This window comes from Massilia sp. Soil_C_3, assembly GCF_057657035.1.
The window spans coordinates 289553-308078 of sequence record NZ_JBDGJG010000007.1; the positions used below are offsets into that span (position 1 = coordinate 289553).

The 18526-nt window shown below is 65.5% G+C and carries 21 protein-coding genes; 3 read left to right on the plus strand and 18 right to left on the minus strand.

Annotated features, from left to right (window positions below; all coding sequences use genetic code 11):
- Positions 1–5 precede the first annotated feature (5 nt).
- Genes AC3A6F_RS16485 through AC3A6F_RS16555 form a run of 15 tightly spaced genes read right to left on the minus strand, consistent with a single transcriptional unit; the run spans position 6 to position 14147 of the window.
- Positions 6–1544 (minus strand): polymorphic toxin-type HINT domain-containing protein, encoded by a 1539-nt coding sequence (locus AC3A6F_RS16485; protein WP_487682563.1) that lies wholly within the window; start codon positions 1542–1544, stop codon positions 6–8.
- On the minus strand, positions 1535–2365 hold the full coding sequence (locus AC3A6F_RS16490; protein ID WP_487682565.1) for a TadE/TadG family type IV pilus assembly protein: 831 nt from the start codon (positions 2363–2365) through the stop codon (positions 1535–1537). The genes AC3A6F_RS16485 and AC3A6F_RS16490 overlap by 10 nt, the downstream gene beginning before the upstream one ends.
- On the minus strand, positions 2362–2718 hold the full coding sequence (locus AC3A6F_RS16495) for a DUF192 domain-containing protein (protein ID WP_487682567.1): 357 nt from the start codon (positions 2716–2718) through the stop codon (positions 2362–2364). The genes AC3A6F_RS16490 and AC3A6F_RS16495 overlap by 4 nt, the downstream gene beginning before the upstream one ends.
- 6 nt (positions 2719–2724) lie before the next feature.
- The gene (locus AC3A6F_RS16500) at positions 2725–3612 is read right to left on the minus strand and encodes a type II secretion system F family protein (protein ID WP_487682568.1); all 888 of its coding nucleotides are present in this window, start codon (positions 3610–3612) and stop codon (positions 2725–2727) included.
- Positions 3613–3628: 16 nt separating this feature from the next.
- Complete coding sequence (locus AC3A6F_RS16505) at positions 3629–4480, minus strand: type II secretion system F family protein (protein WP_487682570.1); 852 nt, start codon at positions 4478–4480, stop codon at positions 3629–3631.
- Positions 4477–6183, minus strand: a complete 1707-nt coding sequence (locus tag AC3A6F_RS16510; RefSeq protein ID WP_487682572.1) for a TadA family conjugal transfer-associated ATPase — start codon at positions 6181–6183, stop codon at positions 4477–4479. The genes AC3A6F_RS16505 and AC3A6F_RS16510 overlap by 4 nt, the downstream gene beginning before the upstream one ends.
- A 1-nt stretch (position 6184) precedes the next feature.
- A complete protein-coding gene (locus tag AC3A6F_RS16515; protein ID WP_487682574.1) occupies positions 6185–7594 on the minus strand; it encodes a type II and III secretion system protein family protein in 1410 nt (469 codons plus the stop codon).
- 23 nt (positions 7595–7617) lie between these two features.
- Positions 7618–8706: a Flp pilus assembly protein CpaB gene (gene cpaB, locus AC3A6F_RS16520; protein ID WP_487682575.1), complete on the minus strand. Its 1089-nt coding sequence runs from the start codon at positions 8704–8706 to the stop codon at positions 7618–7620.
- Positions 8707–8732: 26 nt separating this feature from the next.
- Positions 8733–8912, minus strand: coding sequence for a hypothetical protein (locus tag AC3A6F_RS16525; protein ID WP_487682577.1), 180 nt, complete (start codon positions 8910–8912; stop codon positions 8733–8735).
- A complete protein-coding gene (locus AC3A6F_RS16530) occupies positions 8909–9589 on the minus strand; it encodes a hypothetical protein (protein WP_487682579.1) in 681 nt (226 codons plus the stop codon). Before AC3A6F_RS16530 ends, AC3A6F_RS16525 begins: the two co-directional genes overlap by 4 nt.
- Positions 9590–9594: 5 nt before the next feature.
- On the minus strand, positions 9595–10344 hold the full coding sequence (locus AC3A6F_RS16535; protein WP_487682581.1) for a hypothetical protein: 750 nt from the start codon (positions 10342–10344) through the stop codon (positions 9595–9597).
- Positions 10344–11351: an OmpA family protein gene (locus AC3A6F_RS16540; protein ID WP_487682583.1), complete on the minus strand. Its 1008-nt coding sequence runs from the start codon at positions 11349–11351 to the stop codon at positions 10344–10346. The genes AC3A6F_RS16535 and AC3A6F_RS16540 overlap by 1 nt, the downstream gene beginning before the upstream one ends.
- Before the next feature lie 44 nt (positions 11352–11395).
- Positions 11396–12238, minus strand: a complete 843-nt coding sequence (locus tag AC3A6F_RS16545) for a hypothetical protein (RefSeq protein ID WP_487682585.1) — start codon at positions 12236–12238, stop codon at positions 11396–11398.
- On the minus strand, positions 12235–13752 hold the full coding sequence (locus tag AC3A6F_RS16550; RefSeq protein WP_487682587.1) for a pilus assembly protein TadG-related protein: 1518 nt from the start codon (positions 13750–13752) through the stop codon (positions 12235–12237). Before AC3A6F_RS16550 ends, AC3A6F_RS16545 begins: the two co-directional genes overlap by 4 nt.
- A gap of 50 nt (positions 13753–13802) precedes the next feature.
- Positions 13803–14147: a Flp family type IVb pilin gene (locus AC3A6F_RS16555; RefSeq protein ID WP_487682589.1), complete on the minus strand. Its 345-nt coding sequence runs from the start codon at positions 14145–14147 to the stop codon at positions 13803–13805.
- Positions 14148–15071: 924 nt separating this feature from the next.
- Between AC3A6F_RS16555 and AC3A6F_RS16560 the strand changes: the two genes are divergently transcribed.
- On the plus strand, positions 15072–15212 hold the full coding sequence (locus AC3A6F_RS16560) for a hypothetical protein (RefSeq protein ID WP_187271562.1): 141 nt from the start codon (positions 15072–15074) through the stop codon (positions 15210–15212).
- 124 nt (positions 15213–15336) lie between these two features.
- Positions 15337–16581: a DEAD/DEAH box helicase gene (locus AC3A6F_RS16565; protein ID WP_123071785.1), complete on the plus strand. Its 1245-nt coding sequence runs from the start codon at positions 15337–15339 to the stop codon at positions 16579–16581.
- A 9-nt stretch (positions 16582–16590) separates the two neighbouring features.
- On the opposite strand, the gene AC3A6F_RS16570 is transcribed toward AC3A6F_RS16565, so the two are convergent.
- On the minus strand, positions 16591–17463 hold the full coding sequence (locus AC3A6F_RS16570; protein WP_487682592.1) for an AraC family transcriptional regulator: 873 nt from the start codon (positions 17461–17463) through the stop codon (positions 16591–16593).
- A gap of 67 nt (positions 17464–17530) precedes the next feature.
- Here AC3A6F_RS16570 and AC3A6F_RS16575 point away from each other — a divergent pair, with 67 nt between their 5' ends.
- On the plus strand, positions 17531–17887 hold the full coding sequence (locus tag AC3A6F_RS16575; RefSeq protein WP_487682594.1) for a cupin domain-containing protein: 357 nt from the start codon (positions 17531–17533) through the stop codon (positions 17885–17887).
- Here AC3A6F_RS16575 and AC3A6F_RS16580 read toward each other — a convergent pair.
- Together AC3A6F_RS16580 and AC3A6F_RS16585 are read right to left on the minus strand one after the other, a co-directional pair.
- Complete coding sequence (locus AC3A6F_RS16580) at positions 17880–18164, minus strand: hypothetical protein (RefSeq protein WP_487682596.1); 285 nt, start codon at positions 18162–18164, stop codon at positions 17880–17882. The genes AC3A6F_RS16575 and AC3A6F_RS16580 overlap by 8 nt on opposite strands.
- Positions 18165–18171: 7 nt before the next feature.
- Positions 18172–18447 carry a hypothetical protein gene (locus AC3A6F_RS16585; RefSeq protein WP_487682598.1) on the minus strand — a complete coding sequence of 92 codons (276 nt, stop codon included), beginning with the start codon at positions 18445–18447 and terminating at the stop codon, positions 18172–18174.
- Between the last annotated feature and the right edge of the window lie 79 nt (positions 18448–18526).

Sequence of the window (18526 nt, forward strand, 5' to 3'; positions counted from 1 at the left end):
TATACCTAGTTGACGATATCTGGTGTAAAAACGACGACCAACCGCTCTATTCCTTCAATGTTGGAGTCGGCGAACAGCTTGGTGAGCACATCCGCTACCTCCTTGTTCGACACATGCCACTCGATCCTCATCGGCGCGGGTGCGGCCTTAAGCTGACCCTGCGCCTTGGCAAGCTCTTTATCCTTTATCTCTTTTATCAGGCCTGGCGGCTCACTCTTGAGGAGCAAGTTATCCGCGGAGTAATGCTTCGCATCAAGCAGCACATTGCGGCTGGCATCGTAGCCGTCGAAGTCAACCTCACCCACTCTGTACTCGATGCTCTTGGGTGCGCCGGTGACCTGCTTTTCGAAGCGGTAGTGCAAATTATCTGGCCGTTTGATCGAACGCCATTTGCCAGGACCGCCGTCGCTCGACCCAATCGCATAGCCGGACGGGCTACGCGGAGCGCGGTAGGGCATATGAAGATCGCACTTCGCGTTATGCACCCACAGTTCGCTCTGCCCTGCGAAATAATTAGGTGTCCCGGCGACACTGAAATTATAGACCCGCAGGCTTTGCTCGACTGCGGTATTGTCGAGCACTAGCGAATCGTCCTCACGACCAGCGATGACGTCGTCCTCACGCACTTCGGAGGCGACGGTCCACCCCTTGCCCTGCACCCAAACGGGGTGTTCGTCCGTCAGGCGTAGCGTTTCCGATTCCGTCCTGAGCAGCCAGTAATCAGGAGCGGTCCGATTGAATACCTGGGTTACCTGACGCGGGTGGTCATGGAAGCTGCTGTCATTGCGCGAGAAGACCGTCTGGCCCGCGCGGACTGTTTCAACCGGCACCATGCCATCAGGAGTCGAAATCGCCGTACCGGCAGCGAAACTGGCGCAGCCGACATCAATCTTCACCTGCTTGACTGCCTCTGCGACATTGCCGCCGTATTTGGTCAGCTTGGTGGCGACCTTGATCGCGATCGCTGGGCTGACATAGCCGCCTATGACCTTGCCAAGGTCATAGGGACCACACTGACTGGCCTTCGTCAGCGTATCGACCGCTCCCTGCCCCAGCAACTGGCCAAGCTGCTTGATGGTCTCCTTGGGATTGTTGTAGAAAGCCTTGCCGAGGTCGATAAGGCCACCCACCACGGACCCGAGGTTCGTAACCAGCTCAATGATGTCGGTGATCTGGTTTTTTAATCCTTCGAGCAAGCCCTTCACGAACTCGTAGCCGTACACCAGCGAGCCTTTCACGCTGGACCACAAGCTGCCCCAGAAGCCCTCGTCTTCCGGCTTCGCTCCCTTATTATCAATACTCCCCTTCGAGCACACATCCTCCAGGAAGCGGCAGTTGTGATCGGAGGCGAACTTGTCTTTCGCTGCCTGATTGATGAAGCAGGTCGCAGGGGATTCGCAAATGCGCCAGGTAATACCCGCGCCGGGGGCCGGCGTGGACTGCTGGGCAAGCGCGGACAACGGCGGTAGCAAGCCGAACACGACGATCAGGAAACTCGCGAGGATGCGCGCAAAGGCGCCATGCGCACGGAAGATCAAGGGCATATAGGCGCTCCCGGGTCGTCAGGGATGGTCGGGTCTGGAGGCAACGGTGTGCCGGGCTCTGCAGGCTCGTCCGGGTCCCCCGGCACACCCATATCGGGCGGCGTGCCCGACCCACCACCGAGATTCTCTTCATGAAAAGCCGACTGCATGCGCAGGATCGCCTCGCTCCGAATCTGCACCCGTGGTCCGCGCACGCCCGGCGCCGAACAGGGCGCATCCATCCCCGGCGTCGGGCCGATGCCGAACGGGTTTTGCATGCCACTCCCTTCAGTGGCCGCCGACACCGCATTCACAGCCGAATGCAGCATGCGGTCGATCACCGGCACGACCAGGCGAAAGCAGTAGGTCACGCGCACGTGCAGCAGGTTCGCGTCCTGCACCGATAGCTGCGAGCTGCTGCCAGCGGCCGTGGTGCGGTAATGCAGCGTGTCGTTGGGCAGCTCGCGCCCATCCTCGCCATCCAGCCGCGCGCGGCCGAAGTCTGCGAGCGCGGCGCCGGTGGGGTTGAGCACCTCGATGTCGGTGATATTGCTGGCGGCCGCCGTCTCGAGCGTGGCCTTGGTCAACGCGTCTGCGTAGCCGGCGGCGCTGGCCTGGTGTGCGAACAGCGGGGTCAGGCCGCGCGCGAGCGCATTGCGCATGGCGCCGTGGTCGCCGTTGTGCAGCGCGCCGGCGCGCGCGGCCAGCATGGTGGCGTAGTTGAGCGTCGCGCGCGCCTGGTACATCAGGCCGAGCTGTATGGTCCCGAACAACATCACCACCAGCACCGGCAGCACCACCAGCAGCTCGACACCGGCCTGGCCAAGCTGACGCGCGTTCATGGGGCCTCCAGTGGCAGGCGCACGCCCGGTGCGATGGCGCAGCGCGCGGCTTCGCCCGCGGCCAGCTCCAGCACCGCGGCGGCACGCCAGTGGCCGCGCATGCGGCGCGGCTGCACGCCGCCGGCGACCTTCAGCACCAGGCCGTCGCGGCACAGGAAGACGACGTCGATGGCATAGCCCATGCCAATCGTATGCACCATATTGCATGGGCTGATGTAAAGGGCCTCGTGCGCGCGCAGCGGCGGACGGGCCAGCAGGCCGCGCATGCGCGCCAGCGCGGTCGTGGCCAGCATCACGTCGAGCCGGCGCGGCGTGGAGGCGGTTTCGAACTGGATCGGGATGGTCTTGAGCATGGCGATTCAGAACTTGATACCCGAGGCCATGAACTTCATCGCGATCGGGAACATCAGCACCAGGAAGGTCACGGGGAAGATGAAAACGACCAGCGGGAAGATCAGCTTGACGGGCGCCTCCATCGCCAGCTTCTCGGCCAGCTGGAAGCGCTCGACGCGCCGCTGTTCGGACTGCGCGCGGAAGGTCGCGCCCAGGCTGGCGCCCATGCGTTCGGCCTGGATCACGGCGCTGATGAAGCTCGACACCTGCGGGATGCGCACGCGCGCATCCATGCGGCGCAGTGCATCGGCGCGGGTGAGGCCGGCGCGCAGGTCGCGCAGCACGAAGGCGAATTCGTTCTTGAGCGGACCGGCCGGCCCCTTGTCGACCGCCTGGGCGATCGCCCCGGCCATGTTCAGGCCTGCTTCCACCGACATGGTCAGAAAGTCGAGGTAGGCCGGCAGCGCCTTGACGATCAGCTTCTGGCGCCGCTTGAGCGTCTCCTTGAGCCAGATGCGCGGATAGACGAAGCCCAGACCCGCGAGGGCGATGACCCAGAACGGGTTGAACAGGCCCGCCATCGACAGCACCAGCGCCGTGAACCCGGAAAACAGCGCCAGGCTGACCAGGCACAGGGCAATAAACTGCGTCGGGTTCATCAGGTAGAACATGCCGGACAGCCGCAGCGTCTCTCCCGGGCCGGCCAGCAGCGACTGGGGTATGTTGCGGCACAGGTGGTAGTCGACCAGGCGGACCACGGGCCACAGCAGGCGCAATGGCCGCGGCAAGGGGTCAAGGTAGGCGCGGTCTTCCTCGGGCACGTCTTCCTTCAGGCGCACCGCGCCGTGGATCAGGGCGGCGGCCAGCAGCACGAAGGCGGCGCCGACCAGCAGGGCAATGACGAATGGGTTCATGGTCGCGGCTTCCCGTTCAGACGTCGATAGTCGTGATGCGACGGATGAAGTGGTAGCCGACCAGGATCGTCACCACCATCACGCCCAGCGTCACCCAGCCATACCAGGCGTTGAACAGCGGCGCCATGGCTTCCGGCTCCATCACGTTCAACACCGCCACCAGCATCACCGGCAGGCCCGCCATCACCAGGCCCTGCATCTTGCCCTGCGCGGTCAGGCTCCTGATCTTGCCTTCCATTTGCAGCTTGGCGCGGATGGTCCTGGCGATCGATTCGAGCGTTGCCGCCAGGTTGGCCCCGACCTCGCGCGACAGCGCCATGCCAGCCGTGACCAGCGCCAGGTCCTCCAGCGGCACCCGCTTTTCCATCGATTCCAGGGCCACGGCAAAGTCGACGCCCAGGCGCATCTCGCGCAGCAGCAACGCGAACTCCTGCGAAATCGGCGGCTTGCCTTCGCTGGCCACGCTGTCGAGGGCGAGCGGCAGGCTGGCGCCCGCGCGCAGGGCGCCGGTGATCATCATCAGGGCGTCGGGCAGTTGCTGCTCGAACTGCCGCAGCCGGCGCCGGGCGATGTGGGCCACCACCAGGCGCGGAGCGACGAAGGCCAGCACGACGGACATCAGCACGAATACCAGGTTGCCGCTCACGACCCAGGCCGCCAAAGGCAGGACGATCAACACCGACAGGTTGATCACCATGATGCGGCGCTCGTCGGTAAAGATGAACATATTCTCCAGGTCGGCCCTGGCGCTGATCGCCACCTCGGCCTGGCGCGTGCGGAACCAGCGGCTGCCGAAGTGCAGCGCCAGCCAGGCCAGCGCCAGCATGGCGAAGAAGATCGCGGCGATGATGAAGGTGCGCTCGTTCATGCCGGATGCACCCGTTTCATCGGCGCGCTGTCGCGCCGGAAGATGGAAACGTCCACCGGCATCCCGCGCCGCATCAGGTCCTGGTAGAAATCCGGTATGTGCCCGGTGGGCACCAGGCGTCCGCACACCTTGCCGTTGGCGTCGAATCCGTCCTGCTCGAACTGGAAGATGTCCTGCAGCTGGATCAGGTTGCCCTCGATGCCGGTCACTTCGCTGATATAGGTCACCTTGCGGCTGCCGCAGGAAAAGCGGGTCTGCTGGACGATCAGGTCCACGGCCGACGCCACCTGCTCGCGGATCGCCTGCATCGGGATCTCCAGGCCGCTCATCAGGGTCATCACCTCCAGCCGCGACAGGCAGTCGCGCGGGCTGTTGGCGTGGGCCGTGGTGAGCGAGCCGTCGTGGCCGGTGTTCATCGCCTGCAGCATGTCGAGCGCTTCGCCGCCGCGGCACTCGCCCACGATGATGCGGTCGGGGCGCATACGCAGGCAGTTCTTCACCAGGTCGCGGATGGTGACCGCGCCGCGGCCCTCGATATTGGCGGGCCGCGCTTCGAGCGACACCAGGTTGGGTTGGTTCAGTTGCAGCTCGGCGGCGTCTTCCACCGTCACGATGCGCTCGTCGTCCGGGATGAAATTGGACAGCACGTTGAGCAAGGTGGTCTTGCCCGAGCCGGTGCCGCCCGACACCACGATGTTGGCGCGCAGCTTCACCGCCACTTGCAGGAAGGCGACCATCTCGGCGCTGATGGCGCCGAAGCGGATCAGGTCCTCGCCCACCAGCTTGTTGCGCGCGAACTTGCGGATGGTGATGCTCGGCCCGCGGATCGCCAGCGGCGGGATGATGGCGTTCACGCGCGAGCCGTCCTTCAGGCGCGCGTCGACCATCGGCGAACTCTCGTCGATGCGGCGTCCAAGCGGCGAGACGATGCGTTCGATCGCCGAAATCACCGCCGCGTCGTTGGAGAACGAGATATTCGATCGCTCCAGGCGCCCTGCCCGTTCGACGAACACGTCGTTATGGCGGTTGACCATCACCTCGCTCACTTCGTCGTCCGCCAGCAGCGACTCCAGAGGGCCCAGGCCCACCACTTCGTTGAGCACGACGTCGCACAGCGCCGTGCGCTGCTCGCGCATCGACTCGAATGCGCTGTCGGTGTCGATCAGTTCCTCGATCAGCTTCTGCACCGTGGAGCGCAGCTCCGCGTCGGCCATGCGCGCCACGTTCACGCGCCGCAGGTCCATGGCGGCGATCAGCATGCGGTGCAGCTGGCCGCGCATGGCGATGCCTTCGGGACGCTCCAGCGGGTTCGCGCTCGGCTCAGGCTGCGGCTGCGGCTGGCGCGCTGGCGCCGCTGCGTGGGGCAGCACCGTCACCGGAAGCGGCGCCGGCGCCGGATGAGGTCGCGCCTCTTCGGACACGTGCGCCATGATCCGGTAATCGGCCAGCTCGATGGTGTCGTTGCTGGCCAGCGGCCCGTATTGATTGACCTCCTTGCCGTTGACCTTGAGCGGCGCCATGCCGCCGCCGTCCCTGACGAACAGCCCCTCCTCGCCCAACGCGAACTCGAGCTGGCGGCGTCCCACGCGCCAGCCCTGCAGCACGATGAGGCTGCCGGCTTCCTTGCCGAGGAAGCAGCTGGCGCCCTTGCTGGTCGCTTCCGCCACCAGCTGGGCGCGCCGAAATACCTGGATACGAATCATATTAGTTCCGATAGAAGTCGAGGGACGGATCGGGGATGGGTGTCTGGGACTCCTTGCGCTGCAGTTCCAGCACCTTGTCCTCGAAGCCCTTCTTGTTCGCTTCACCACGTTCGCGCAACTGCTGCGCCAGTCCGTCGCCCGGCGCGATGATCTCGGGTTCGAGCAGCACCACCAGCTCCGATTTACTGTTGCGGAAGTCGTCCGAGCGGAACAGCCGGCCCAGGATCGGGATGCGGCTGATGCCCGGCACGCGATCGACCGCGTTCGCCATTTCGCTGTTGACGAGGCCCGACAGGGCCACCATCTCGCCCTCCTTGATGCTTATTTCGGTGTTGGTATTGCGGGTCAGGAAGCCGGGAACCCCGGCCACCGTCACCGCCGGATCGATCTGCGACAGCTCGGTCGAGACCTTGGCCGTGATGATGCCGTCGGCGTCGATCTGCGGTTCGATCTGCAGGATGATCCCGTAGGGCTTGAATTCCACGCTGGTGGAGCCGAACGCCCCGGCGAGCGGAATCGGCACTTCGCCGCCTACCTGCAGGCGCGCCTTGCCGCCGCTTTTCGCGGTCAGTTCGGGCGAGGCCAGCACCTGCACGTCGCCGCTCGACACGCCCAGGTTCAGGCGCGACGTCAGCGAGGTCGCCAGCCCCAGGAAGTGGCCGCCCTTGCTGCCGTTGCGGGTCACGAAGGGCGGTGTCGGCGACAGCAGGTCGTCCTCGGGCGTGTAGGCCCGCGGCGGGTCGTACACGCCCTTGTCGGTGGCGATGCCGATATAGCCGGCGGTGGGGCCGTTGGCGCTCTTGGCCCAGTTGATGCCAATCGATTCGAGCAGCGAGCGCCTGACCTCCACGAAGTGCAGCCGGAACAGCACCGAGCGGGTAAAGGCGCTGCCCTGGTCTTCCTTCACGTTGAGCACCACGCCCGGCACGCCGCGCAGGCCGGCGCCCAGCCTGGCCAGCGCGTCGCGGTGGGCCACGCCGGTCAGCACGATCTCGTTGCCCAGCGTCTCGACCTTCACGCCCTTGAGGTCGCGCGTGAGCAGGTCGATCTTGGCGCGCGTCTCGGCCAGGTCCTTCGGCACCACGTGCACCCGGTAGGAATGCACTTCGTCCCTGGTCCAAACCAGCAGGCTGGTGGTGCCGACCTGTTCGGCGATCAGGAGCAGGTTGGCGTCGACCGTGGTGGTCGACAGGATGTCGCCGCTGCCCAGCGCCAGGCGCACGATTTTGCCGCGGATCGGCAGCATCGCGATCTCGCCGGCCACGATCGTGATTGGCTTACTCTGGTGGTAGCTGATGCCGGGAGCGGCGTCGCGCGTCCGTGCGGGGGCGGGCGCGCCTTCGGCATGCGCGGTATGGGGCAACACGACGGCGATGACAAGCAGGGCAAGTACGAAAGACGGCTTGAGCATGATGATTGTTTTTCTGATTCAGGTTAGAAGCCGCCGCCACGCAGCGAAGGAACGGGTTCGGTGACGCCCGCCGGCACCGGCATGGGTGGCAGCTGCACGGCCGGGGCCTCCGGGGCCGGCGCCGGCATCGCACCGCGCCCCTGCTCGCCGGCCGCCTGCATGGCCCGGATCTGCGACGGCAGCAGGTCAATGCGCGCCACCAAGTTGCCGCGTCCGCCGACGATGAACTCGATCCCAGCATCGCGCCCGCGCGCAGCGGCCGGCATCAGGTCGCGCGCACGCAGCGTGCGCAGCGCTAGCGCGTCGCGGTCGTTGCGGCCGCGCAGCACGACCCGGAAAGTGCCCATGCGCTGGCCTACCATCAGCTTGGCCGCCTCCTGCGGCTTGACCAGCAGCGTGATCGAATCGAAGCTGCGTTCGTAATCGGTCTCGGCGCCGCCCTCGACCTCGCCCGGCCGCGCCATCCGACTGGGGTCGAGCGCCGGATTGCTCACGTCCTGGAATTCGCGGCCGGTCGCCAGCACCACCATGTCCTGCATGAAGAGCGATGCCTGCTCCTGAGCCTTGTCGTCCTGTCCTTGCTGGCGCTCGTGCTGTCCGCCGGACGAGCGCGAGATCAGGAAGATGTCGACCCGGTGGTTGGGCCGCAGGGTCTGGGCAATCGAATTGAGGTTGTCGATATCGATCGTCATCGCCCGCGTTCCGTGAGGCAGTACAGCGGCGACGTCGTCGACCTCGGGCTGCTGCAGGTCGGACATGCGCACCGGGCGACCGCGCAGCACCGGCCGCGCCAGGCGCAGGCCCTGGGCCGACGGGAAGTCCTTGGCCAGCAGGGTGTCCGGATAGACCAGGTCGTCGTCCACCGGGCGCGACACGAAGCGCGCGCCACCCAACACCGTGCCGGCTTCGACGTCGGCATTGGGCACCACCACCTGGACTTTGGGCGTGGTCTTGACGCGGCTGCTCGCGGCCAGCTCGGCGCGCATGGTCTGTTCGCGCTGTTGCAGGTAGTGGTAGGCGAGCGCGGCCACCCCGGCCGCGATCAGGGCGGCGAAGAGCAGGAGCGCGAGCGGGCTGGTGAGCCGCGCGGCGAGTTTCGAGTTGATGGCCATATCGTTATGTTCAAAAAGGGAATCGGTCAGACACTCATGGAAATCGCGTATGAAAACGCCAGGTAGGCGCGCCGGATCGCGTCCAGCAAGGCATCGAGCGGCGACGGATCGAGCGCGGCCAGCACCAGCGCCACCACGGTCAGCGCCAGTACGATCGTGTACTCGGTCATCGCCTGGCCATCGGTATGGCGGCGGGGCGGGCTCATAGCGCCTCCGAGATGGTCATGACGATCTGCGTGCCGCCCTCGCGCCACATCATCAGCTCGACCTGGCCGCGCCCGCGGCGGGCATTCACCAGCAGCGAGGCGACGCCGTTGGCCGGGTTGACGATCTGGTGCGAGCGCAGGCCGTTCCAGCCCTGGTCGCCCAGCTGGCGCATGAAGAACTCGCCCAGCTGGTCGAGCGTCCGCTGGGAGCTCATGGTCACCACCAGTCCCTTGCGGCCGTCGTCGTCGCTGGCCACGCTCGACGCCACCTTGGCGTCGGGCGGCAGCGGAACCCCCATCGCCGCCGGGCTGGCGGCGGCGCCGCTGTGCGGGGTGCTGCGCGCGAGGTAGCCGAACACGCCGTTGCGGTTCACCAGCTGCAGGGTCACCAGGCAGCCCTTGCCCAGGGCAGAAACAGTGTCCCAGCCCATCGCATTGGCGCGCCGGACGTCGAATCCACCCTGCTTCCACTGTTGTTCGACCCGATCGAGCACGCTGCTTGCCGTGCCCGGCCCCTGCACCTGGTTGATCGCCATCGACAGGCCGTTGACCACGGCCTTGCTGGCCACCGGTACCGCCGTGAGGCCTGGCGGCACCTGGCCGGGGCAGGCTTGCGCAAAGGCCAGGGGCATCAGGAGGCACAGCCCGGCGAGGCTGGAAAGATGGAGCGTCTTCATGGCGGTCAGGGCGAGGTGCAGCGATCTGCGATGCGGGTCAAGGTGGCGCGGTCGGTGATCTTGATCGGCACTTTCCCGTGAAGGCGCGCGATGGCCTGCCGGCCCGCTGCGGCTTCCTCGGGTGTGCGGGCCTTGGCCAGGGCCTGTTGCAGGGCCGCTTCGGCTGCGGCGCGCTCGCGTGCCATGTGCGCCTCGCGGCGCGGCAACTCGGCCAGGGCCTTGGCGGCGCGGGCGCGGTCGGCGGGCGACTCCGCGCTCTTGGCCGCCAGTTGCAGCATGGTGCGGGTGCCGTCGAGATTCGGCGTCGTGCCGCTCGACATGTCCATCTCTGTCACGTATTCCCAGGTCCTGGCGTCCAAGCGCCGGATCGTGAGCGTCAGCTTGCCGGCTGGGCAGCTTTCCACCAGCACCACGCCCTGCGCGCTGCGCCGCGTTTCCTGGTTGGTGCACGTGCCCTTGCCGAACGCCGGCGGCAGCTGGGGCGGTCCGGCCTTCACGCACTGGGTGACCGGCGCGCCGCCCTTGTAGACCTTACGGCCGCTGTCCGCGCCCGCGACCACCGAGCGCGTGGCCTGGTCGCCGCTGGCGCCGTCTTCCTCCGTCTTGATGATTGCCTGATGCGGCCCGACCTGGTGCTCGGCCTGCCCCACGGTGTCGACCCGGTACAGGCCGGGCATTGGCAGCTCTTGCGCGAGCACGGCGCCGGCATGGACCGCCAGCGCGAACAGGGCCGGAACGGTGGCGTGGCGCAGCATCAGCGCACCACCATTTCCACGCGCCGGTTTTTGGCGCGTCCATCTTCGCTGGTGTTCGGGGCCGTTGGCGCGAAATTGGCCACGCCCTGCGCCTGCAGGCGCGCCGCCGCGATGCCATGGCGCGTGACCAGCGCGTCGACCACCGCTTGCGCGCGGCGCCGCGACAGGTCGACGTTGCCCGCCACCGCGCCCTGGTTGTCGGTATGGCCGACGATGAACACGGACAGCGCCGGGTTGGCCTTGAGCGCCGCAGCCATCTCGCCCAGCGTGTCGCCGGACTCCGGCTTGATCACGGCCTGGTTGGTATCGAACAGGACGCCGTACAGCGCGATGCGGCCCTCGCGCTCGAGCGACGCGCCGATCTTCGCCGCGTTGACGCTGACCTTGCCACCCTCGATGCTGGCCGACTCGATCACCTGCACCAGTTGCTGCACCCGGCCCGCGTTGTCGCGGTCGTTGTCGCCCGCGCGCAGCGCGATCTGGACGTTGACCGAGTCGGCTCCGCTGCGTTTGCGTGCATGCAGGTAGTGAAAGCCAGGCTTGTATTCGAACATGCGCCGGACGTACCCATCCGATCGTCCCCTGCCGGTCCAGCTCATGTTCTCGACCCAGCGCACGATCTTGTTCTGCACGAGATCGCGCTTGCACTGCGCCTCCTCGCAGCGGTAGAGCATCTCGAAACCCGCCTGCCTTAGCGCCTCTTCGTAGTTGCGGAACACCTCGAGCGGCGCGCGCCCTGCCGGGGCCCAATAGATGCGGTTCGTTAGCTTGCCTTCGAGCTGCGCGATCTCGACACCCTTGCTACCGGCGACCAGGGCCTTGGCCGGACCGTAGTTCTCGCCGCCATGCAGGTAGAGCATCGAGCCGGCATAGCGTGTGATGAGCGGATGGTCGGCCGCACCTGGCAGGTCGGTGTCATACCTGCCCGCGCACGCCATGGAGCTTGCGCAGGCCAGGAGCAGCGCGACGACCGGAACGAGCACAGCGCGGTGGAAAAACGGTTGCATCGATTCGAACCTTTCTTTCGTGGTTAACAATGTGCGCATGCGCGCTATCTCAGGCGGTCGGCCGGCACGACGTCGACCGCGATCTTGCCCACCTCGATGCCCGGCGCAGCGGCCGCATCCCAGGGTCGGATGCCCTCCCTGGCGGCCGTTACGACTGCGCCCAGGCCCTGGGCAGTCGGCACCGTGCGCGTAACCATTGCGCGGGTGGCGCCGCTGCCGTTGGCGCCCCAGGTATTCGAGAGGATCGCGCCGGTGGCGCTGAAGTCGAGACCTTGCCAGCCGCCGGGCGTGCCGCCCCACAGGCGCGCATACACCGCGCTGTCGCGCGCAATGTCCGCCAGCGATACGGTCGATAGCGCCAGCGTGTCGGTCGGCAGGGGCGGCACGAAACCGGCCACGCCCCTGACCTCGATCGCAGACAGCGCCGCCATCGAGGCGCCGGCGACGTCGCGCTGGGGCGTCGTACGCGCTCCTTGCGCATCGAAGCTGTCGTAGCTGGCCAGGTAGGCGACGCCGGCGGCATCGCGCCACATCGGGTCGATGCCGTTCGCCAGCGCCGTATTGGCGCCGTCGGTACCGCGGATGACGCTGGCGGTGGCGGCGCGGTCGCTGAACAGGCGCGCCGCGATCTCGCCCTTGATGGCGGCGGCGCTCTTCTGGTTCGGCCCATTGATGCCGTTGAACTCCGTGCCCGATTCGTCGTACCAGACGGTGCGCTCCCAGGCGCCGTAGCGCGCCGCCATCGTGGCGACGTGCTGCACATCGACGAATTTTCCGAGCGCGGCGACCGCCAGGAACAGTGGCACCAGGAGCAGCACCGCGGCCACCAGGAATTCGGCGATTGCCTGGCCACCCTGCGGGCTGCGCGGATGCGGGCGCCGGCTCATTGGGCTGCCCACGATGCGGCGCGATCGTCGATGCTGCGGTCGACGAGCCGGCTCTGCCAATACGGGTTGAACTGGTTGGCGACTTCGGTCTTGCCGTCGCCGCGGCGCCAGCCGGTACGCGTGAAACTGCTGGCGGCCTCGTTGCCGGGGCGGTAGAAATAGGCATGGGCCGACGACAGCGCGCGCATCGTCTCGCCGCGCATGCCATCTTCCAGCCGCAGCTGGTCCGAATCGTGCAGGATTTGCGACGAGGTACGCATGGTGTCGGCGATGCGCTGGACTTCGATCGTGACTGGGGCGGCGCCGCCATTCAGCTCGGGCGCCTGATTGGCCGGGATGGCGCTGCCCGGATTGGCCACGTCGCGGTAGTAGTCCTGCAGGCCGCCGGCGCCGTCGAGCGTGCCCCCCGGTCCCTCGGACTGATAGCGTATGAAGCCCTGACCAAGGGCAGAGGCGCCGCCGAAGGCATAGCTTGCCGTGGGGTTGCCGCGGTAGCCGCGCAGGCTGTCGTAGTCGCCTCCCCTGCCGGCCACCGCGCCGCCGGCGCCGCCGAGCCCGAAATTGCCGTCGATATGCGGTTCGGTGCTGGTGCTATAGCAGACACCGGTCCAGCAGGGATACCAGATGGTGCAGCTCGCGACACCCCCACCGGTGGTGGCGTCGAGCGCCAGCCAGCGCTTCTTGTCTTCGCTGAGCTGGCTGGCGCCGGCGTGGACGAAGTCGAAGCGGGTGTACGACCTGACATGGTTTGGCAAAATCCGGCACAGCTTGCTCGTGCTGGACCAGCGTGGCAGCGGCGAGGAAGGACGCACCCGGCTGAAGCGGTCGGTCGACTGTTCGCTGACCACCACGTCGGCGAAGCGGTCCGCTTCGGGCGAAGGATCGTTGGCCCGATGGCGGACGGTTGCATTGCCCCACTTCACGATCTGGACATTGGTGCGGCCGAGCCGGAATGCACCATTGGTCAGTTCAGCCGCGGGGTCGTTGCGTGCGACAACTTCGTCGGCCACGAGCGCCATGTCGAGAATGGTGGCGGCGTGGTGCGCGTGCTGCGCCGTCTCATGGGCCCTGATCAGGCGGCCGAGACCCGACACCGCGACCGGCGCCACGGCCGAAAACGCCGCATCCACTTGCCTGATCGGCACCGACTTGCCGAGATTCCAGGTGGGCTTGGAGGTCGGGTAAATGGACGACTGCAGGTCCAGCGCCAGTTCGTCCATCCGGTCACGGGTGTCGGCCGCGTCTTCGAGATAGGATTTCAGGCTGACCATCTGGACCACCGCCACCTGGTTGGCCACGATCGAGCGGTTGGTGTAGGCGGCAAAATTATGGTCCCGCGCCTGCAGCAGCGCCGCGCTGTAGGCGCCGGCATCCGCCGCATTCTGCAGACGGGTCTTGGCGTTGGCCAGCATGCCGCTATTGAACAGAAGCAGCGCAATCAAGGCGGCGACCGCACCAAACACCAGCACGAACGCCATTGCCTGCCCGCCCTGCCGCATCGGTGCGCTTGTCATTTTTCCGCTTGCCAACATCATCGACCCGTCAAACCCTCATGTGTTGCCGGTCAATTGCTGCCCGTACCGCCAGTGCCGCCAGTGCCGCCAGCGCCACCCTGGTCGTTGTCGGCGTTGTAGGTTGCCATGCCCTTGGTGGCATCCGCACGGGTGGCGGCGGTACTGGCGGTGGTGCCAGCTGCAGAAATCTGGCTGGAGGAATCGACACCCGCCATCTCGTTGGCCAGGCCAGCAGTCTGGTTACGCATCGTCTGGCCAAATACAGAATACACACCGATTGCGGCGACCGCGATCAGCGCCACGATAATCACGTATTCCATCATTCCCTGGCCGCGTTGGCGATGCAGGTTCAACTTGAATTTAATCATCATTTTCTCCATTAGATAATCGGTCATCGTCTTAATCCGGATCAAACACTTCGAATGCGGGCCAATAATATAATCAGTTTTCGCGCACAACAAGAAGTTTTTGGCTTTTACCTACCAAATATAATAGAGTCAACATTCATTTTTTTCTGTTAATATAATTTCCAAAATACAATCGCGTGAGTGTCTAAGCAATAACGCACGATCAGATAATATATTCTTAGTGGCAATTGTTTTCATAGCAAAGATATTCATCCTCTCTATTTCAAGATAGTGGCAATCGATATAATAATTGTCTTTACAAAATGCAATTCCAGGTGGATCGCGGCCCGGGTGCGCATAGGGAGTGAGGGCAGATGGCGGCGGGCTGGGCGGAGGGATCGCCAGAATCCCCAGGCACAGGAACGGGGCGGTGAGAACCCGTCAGGCGGCGTGTGCGTCGTGGTTTGCACGTATAGGTACTCTTTGGAGATTTTCCGGATTTGCGCGTGGCGTTATTCGAGCCGGGTATGCAGTCGACATAAAGTCCCAACTCAATGTTTAGCGCTCCCCGATGCTAAATAATCGATCTGCATATCGATAACCAGCATTCGATAATATTCGTGAGTATTAATAAATCCGACTCCTCGAATCCTCACCAAAACTCACTTGCGGGGATTTTCGCGTTTTTCGCTATTTTCCCTAAAATATTAAGAAGCGTTTATGCACAAGGCATTTCAAAAGCATGCCTTAAGCGAACTTATCTCACTCAATTATTTCAGCTGCATGAGTTGAATATACAAGAGCGTTGCGAGAAATTGATTGTTATTGACTGGAGTAAATATGCACGCCGAGCCTGCCGAACAGTGTGTCACCGCAAGCACCAGGCGCGCCATGAACCTGGCAGGCGATGAAGCGCGCCGCGCCGTGCCCGGTCGGCGTAAGATGGACTCACACCAACCGGAGGAGATCATCATGCAACGACGCATCCTTCCCGCCGCCGCGCTCATCCTGGCCTGCCTGTCCCTCGGCGCGTGCCGCGAACACAACGAGCCGGTCAAGCCGATCGCCGACCTCTCCGCCAGCGTGCTCACTACGAGCGCGCCGGCAGCGTAATCCCGCACGCCGATCGGCCCCACAAGACCCCGGTGCGGCCGCCGCCCAGCCGCCGTTATCGCCATGCCGGCCGCGGCAGGGTAAACTACGCGCTGTTCATTTCCGTCCCAAGGTTCTCCCACCCATGTCGTTCGCATCCCTCGGCCTGATCGACCAGATCGTCCGCACCCTCGACGCCCTCGCCTACCACACCCCCACCGCCGTCCAGGAGCAGGCGATTCCCGCCGTGCTGGCCGGCCGCGACGTGATGGCCGCGGCCCAGACCGGCACTGGCAAGACCGCCGGCTTCACCCTGCCGATCCTTCAGCGCCTTGCCAAGAGCGGCGAGGTGGGCAGCAATGCGGTGCGCGCGCTGATCCTGGTGCCGACCCGCGAGCTGGCCGAGCAGGTGCACGAAAGCGTGCGCACCTATGCCGAAGGCCTGCCGCTGCGCACCATGGTCGCCTACGGCGGGGTGAGCATCAATCCGCAGATGATGGCATTGCGCCGCGGAGTGGACGTGATGGTCGCCACGCCGGGCCGCCTGCTCGACCTGCAGCGCCAGAACGCGGTGCGCTTCAATGAAGTCAAGACCCTGGTGCTCGACGAAGCCGACCGCATGCTCGACCTGGGCTTCGCGCGCGAGCTCGACGGCATCATGAAACTGCTGCCCAAGAAGCGCCAGACCCTGCTGTTCTCGGCCACCTTTTCGGACCAGATCCGCGCGCTATCGAACCAGATGCTGCGCGAGCCGGTACGCATCGAGGCCACGCCGCGCAACACCACCGTCGCCGCGGTGAAGCAATGGATCATCACCGTCGACAAGAAGCGCAAGCCCGAGCTGTTCGTGCATCTGCTCAAGCGCCATGACTGGACCCAGGTGCTGGCCTTCGCCCGCACCCGCAAGGGCGTGGACGAGCTGGTGTCGCTGCTCGAAGCCAAGCGCATCACGGCCGACTCGATCCACGGCGACAAGCCGCAGCCGGCGCGCCTTCGTGCGCTCGAACGCTTCAAGGCCGGCGAGGTGCGGGTGCTGGTCGCGACCGACGTCGCCGCGCGCGGCATCGACATCGACGACCTGCCGGCCGTGATCAACGTCGACCTGCCGATCGTGGCCGAAGACTACGTGCACCGCACCGGCCGCACGGGCCGCGCCGGCGCCACCGGCGAGGCGGTGTCGCTGGTGTGCGCCGACGAAGTCGAGCAGCTGGCGGCGATCGAGGTGCTGACCCGGCAAACGCTCGAGCGCGTCGAAGAACCGGGCTTCGTGCCCGACCACCGGGTGCCGCTGACGGATGCGAAGGGGCAGATCGTCAAGAAACCGAAAAAGCCCAAGAAGCCGAAGGGCGATGCGGCGGTGGTCAGCGAGGACGTGCGGTTCCGGCGCTAGCGCGCGCACTCAGTCGGCTGCCACGCCGGTTGCGCAATGCATGCCGCGCCATGCCGACGGCGTGACGCCAACGCCGCCCTTGAAGCGGCGGGTAAAGTGACTCTGGTCGGCGAAACCGCATGCGAGCGCCACCTCCGCGAGCGGCATGCCCAGCCGCATCCGCGCTTGCGCCTGCGTGATGCGCACGGCATTCAGGTAGACGTGCGGCGGCATGTGGTAGGCGGCGCTGAACGCGCGCGTCAGGTGCGCACGCGACAAGCCCGCCACGGTGGCCAGGTCCGAGACCGTCATATCGTGTGCGTAGCAGGTCCGGATATAGTCCCTGACCCGGGCCAGCGCCGCCCCACCGGCGCCACGGGATTGCGCGGCAATGACCTGCGGCCGCTCCGCGTGCCGGCCCAGCATCGTGCCCAAAAATGCGCGCATCAGGGATTCAGCGCGCAGCGATTCGAGGCGTGATTCAGCGAGCGCTTCGGCCAGGCTGGCCGACAAGGCCCTGAACCGCTCGGTCATCTGTCGGTCGGTGACGTGCGGCCTGGCGAAGTAGCACCTGCGCCGCGGTTCGACGTCCGCGTCCGTGCAGCTGGAGACGAAGTCCTCGGGAAGATACCAGAGCGTATAACGAAAACCATCCTCAGTCCCCGGCCGGCCATCGTGGTCGTCGTCCGGATTGAACAGCACGAAGTCCCCGGCCTGGCTGTCGTATTGGCGGCCCTTGCAACGGAAGCGCTGGATGCCGTACGTCGTGGCGCCGATGACGAAGCCTTCGTGGCTATGCCGTTCGAAGGCATGGTCGGCAAAGTCGGCCTGCATCAGCGTCACGCCATGGGGCAACGCACCGAATGTGGCCTGGTTGACTGAGCGGCGGGAGTGTTTACGCATGCAACAATTGTACAAGACCGCAGCGGGCAGACCGGCAAGAATGGCGCTTTTACTCCAAGGACGCCATATGCACACTCCGATCGACCTGGCCACCAAACTGGCCACCTTCAGCGAGGCCTGGCAGCCTCGCACCGTCGCGCTGTTCAATGGCCATGACGTGATGGTGGCGAAGCTGCGCGGCGACTATCACTGGCATGTGCACGACGACACCGACGACTTCTTCCTGGTCTTGCATGGCCGGCTGGACATCGACATCGAGGATGGGGAAACCGTCAGCCTGACGGCCGGCCAGGTGTATATCGTCCCCGCAGGCGTTCGTCACCGGCCGCGGGCGAGCGAAGAGGCGCATATCCTGCTGATCGAACCGACCGGGACCCCGAACAGCGGCGACCCGCTGACCGCCGCCCCACGCCGCGTCATTTGACGGATGCCGAAGGCTCCCCGTTCTTCACCACATAGCGCCGGTACTGCCATTCGAATGCGTACCAGGTCAGGACGCCGAACACGGTGCCCGCGATCAGCCAGGACGGGATGTTGTAGACAAGGGAAGGCACGAACTGCTCGGGCTTGCTGAACCATCCGGAGATCACGAAGAACAGGTACATCGGGATACCGTAGGCGAGCAGTCCCCGCTTGACGATCCACGATGCCATGCCGGCTTCGCGGTACTTGAACCACCTGATCGCGTGTACTTCCTTCATCACGCTGCTAGCGCCGATCCAGGCTGCGCTCGATCGATGCGCCGGCCGCGTACAGCAGGATGAAGGCCGGCGTCATGAACAGGCCATAAGCATCGGGCCACGAGATGATTTCCAGCGCGCGGTCCAGGCCCAGCCAGTGCGCCAGCGCCAGCTGGGCCGCGATCGGCAGCTCCAGGTAGGTGAACTGCGACTGGTAGTCGACATTGCCCAGCGAGACGATGCCGAGACAGGCCGCAATGAACAAGGCGTAGGGAGCGCAGAAAAAGAGACCGAGTCGGGACATCGTGATCGATACGAGGTTCGAGTTGCAAATGCTGAGGCGGATCGTCACGACGTGACAGGGCGACAAGTACGGCAAGAAT

Bases quoted from the DNA above. Each gene is read 5' to 3' on its own strand.
- AC3A6F_RS16575 (WP_487682594.1), top strand. From the start codon at position 17,531: ATGCACACTCCGATCGACCTGGCCACCAAACTGGCCACCTTCAGCGAG.
- AC3A6F_RS16560 (WP_187271562.1), top strand. From the start codon at position 15,072: ATGCAACGACGCATCCTTCCCGCCGCCGCGCTCATCCTGGCCTGCCTG.
- AC3A6F_RS16565 (WP_123071785.1), top strand. From the start codon at position 15,337: ATGTCGTTCGCATCCCTCGGCCTGATCGACCAGATCGTCCGCACCCTC.
- AC3A6F_RS16530 (WP_487682579.1), bottom strand. From the start codon at position 9,589: ATGAAGACGCTCCATCTTTCCAGCCTCGCCGGGCTGTGCCTCCTGATG.
- AC3A6F_RS16500 (WP_487682568.1), bottom strand. From the start codon at position 3,612: ATGAACCCATTCGTCATTGCCCTGCTGGTCGGCGCCGCCTTCGTGCTG.
- AC3A6F_RS16535 (WP_487682581.1), bottom strand. From the start codon at position 10,344: ATGCTGCGCCACGCCACCGTTCCGGCCCTGTTCGCGCTGGCGGTCCAT.
- AC3A6F_RS16490 (WP_487682565.1), bottom strand. From the start codon at position 2,365: ATGAACGCGCGTCAGCTTGGCCAGGCCGGTGTCGAGCTGCTGGTGGTG.
- AC3A6F_RS16540 (WP_487682583.1), bottom strand. From the start codon at position 11,351: ATGCAACCGTTTTTCCACCGCGCTGTGCTCGTTCCGGTCGTCGCGCTG.
- AC3A6F_RS16555 (WP_487682589.1), bottom strand. From the start codon at position 14,147: ATGACCGATTATCTAATGGAGAAAATGATGATTAAATTCAAGTTGAAC.
- AC3A6F_RS16515 (WP_487682574.1), bottom strand. From the start codon at position 7,594: ATGCTCAAGCCGTCTTTCGTACTTGCCCTGCTTGTCATCGCCGTCGTG.
- AC3A6F_RS16495 (WP_487682567.1), bottom strand. From the start codon at position 2,718: ATGCTCAAGACCATCCCGATCCAGTTCGAAACCGCCTCCACGCCGCGC.
- AC3A6F_RS16550 (WP_487682587.1), bottom strand. From the start codon at position 13,752: ATGACAAGCGCACCGATGCGGCAGGGCGGGCAGGCAATGGCGTTCGTG.
- AC3A6F_RS16505 (WP_487682570.1), bottom strand. From the start codon at position 4,480: ATGAACGAGCGCACCTTCATCATCGCCGCGATCTTCTTCGCCATGCTG.
- AC3A6F_RS16580 (WP_487682596.1), bottom strand. From the start codon at position 18,164: ATGAAGGAAGTACACGCGATCAGGTGGTTCAAGTACCGCGAAGCCGGC.
- AC3A6F_RS16570 (WP_487682592.1), bottom strand. From the start codon at position 17,463: ATGCGTAAACACTCCCGCCGCTCAGTCAACCAGGCCACATTCGGTGCG.
- AC3A6F_RS16485 (WP_487682563.1), bottom strand. From the start codon at position 1,544: ATGCCCTTGATCTTCCGTGCGCATGGCGCCTTTGCGCGCATCCTCGCG.
- AC3A6F_RS16585 (WP_487682598.1), bottom strand. From the start codon at position 18,447: ATGTCCCGACTCGGTCTCTTTTTCTGCGCTCCCTACGCCTTGTTCATT.
- AC3A6F_RS16510 (WP_487682572.1), bottom strand. From the start codon at position 6,183: ATGATTCGTATCCAGGTATTTCGGCGCGCCCAGCTGGTGGCGGAAGCG.
- AC3A6F_RS16545 (WP_487682585.1), bottom strand. From the start codon at position 12,238: ATGAGCCGGCGCCCGCATCCGCGCAGCCCGCAGGGTGGCCAGGCAATC.
- AC3A6F_RS16525 (WP_487682577.1), bottom strand. From the start codon at position 8,912: ATGAGCCCGCCCCGCCGCCATACCGATGGCCAGGCGATGACCGAGTAC.
- cpaB (WP_487682575.1), bottom strand. From the start codon at position 8,706: ATGGCCATCAACTCGAAACTCGCCGCGCGGCTCACCAGCCCGCTCGCG.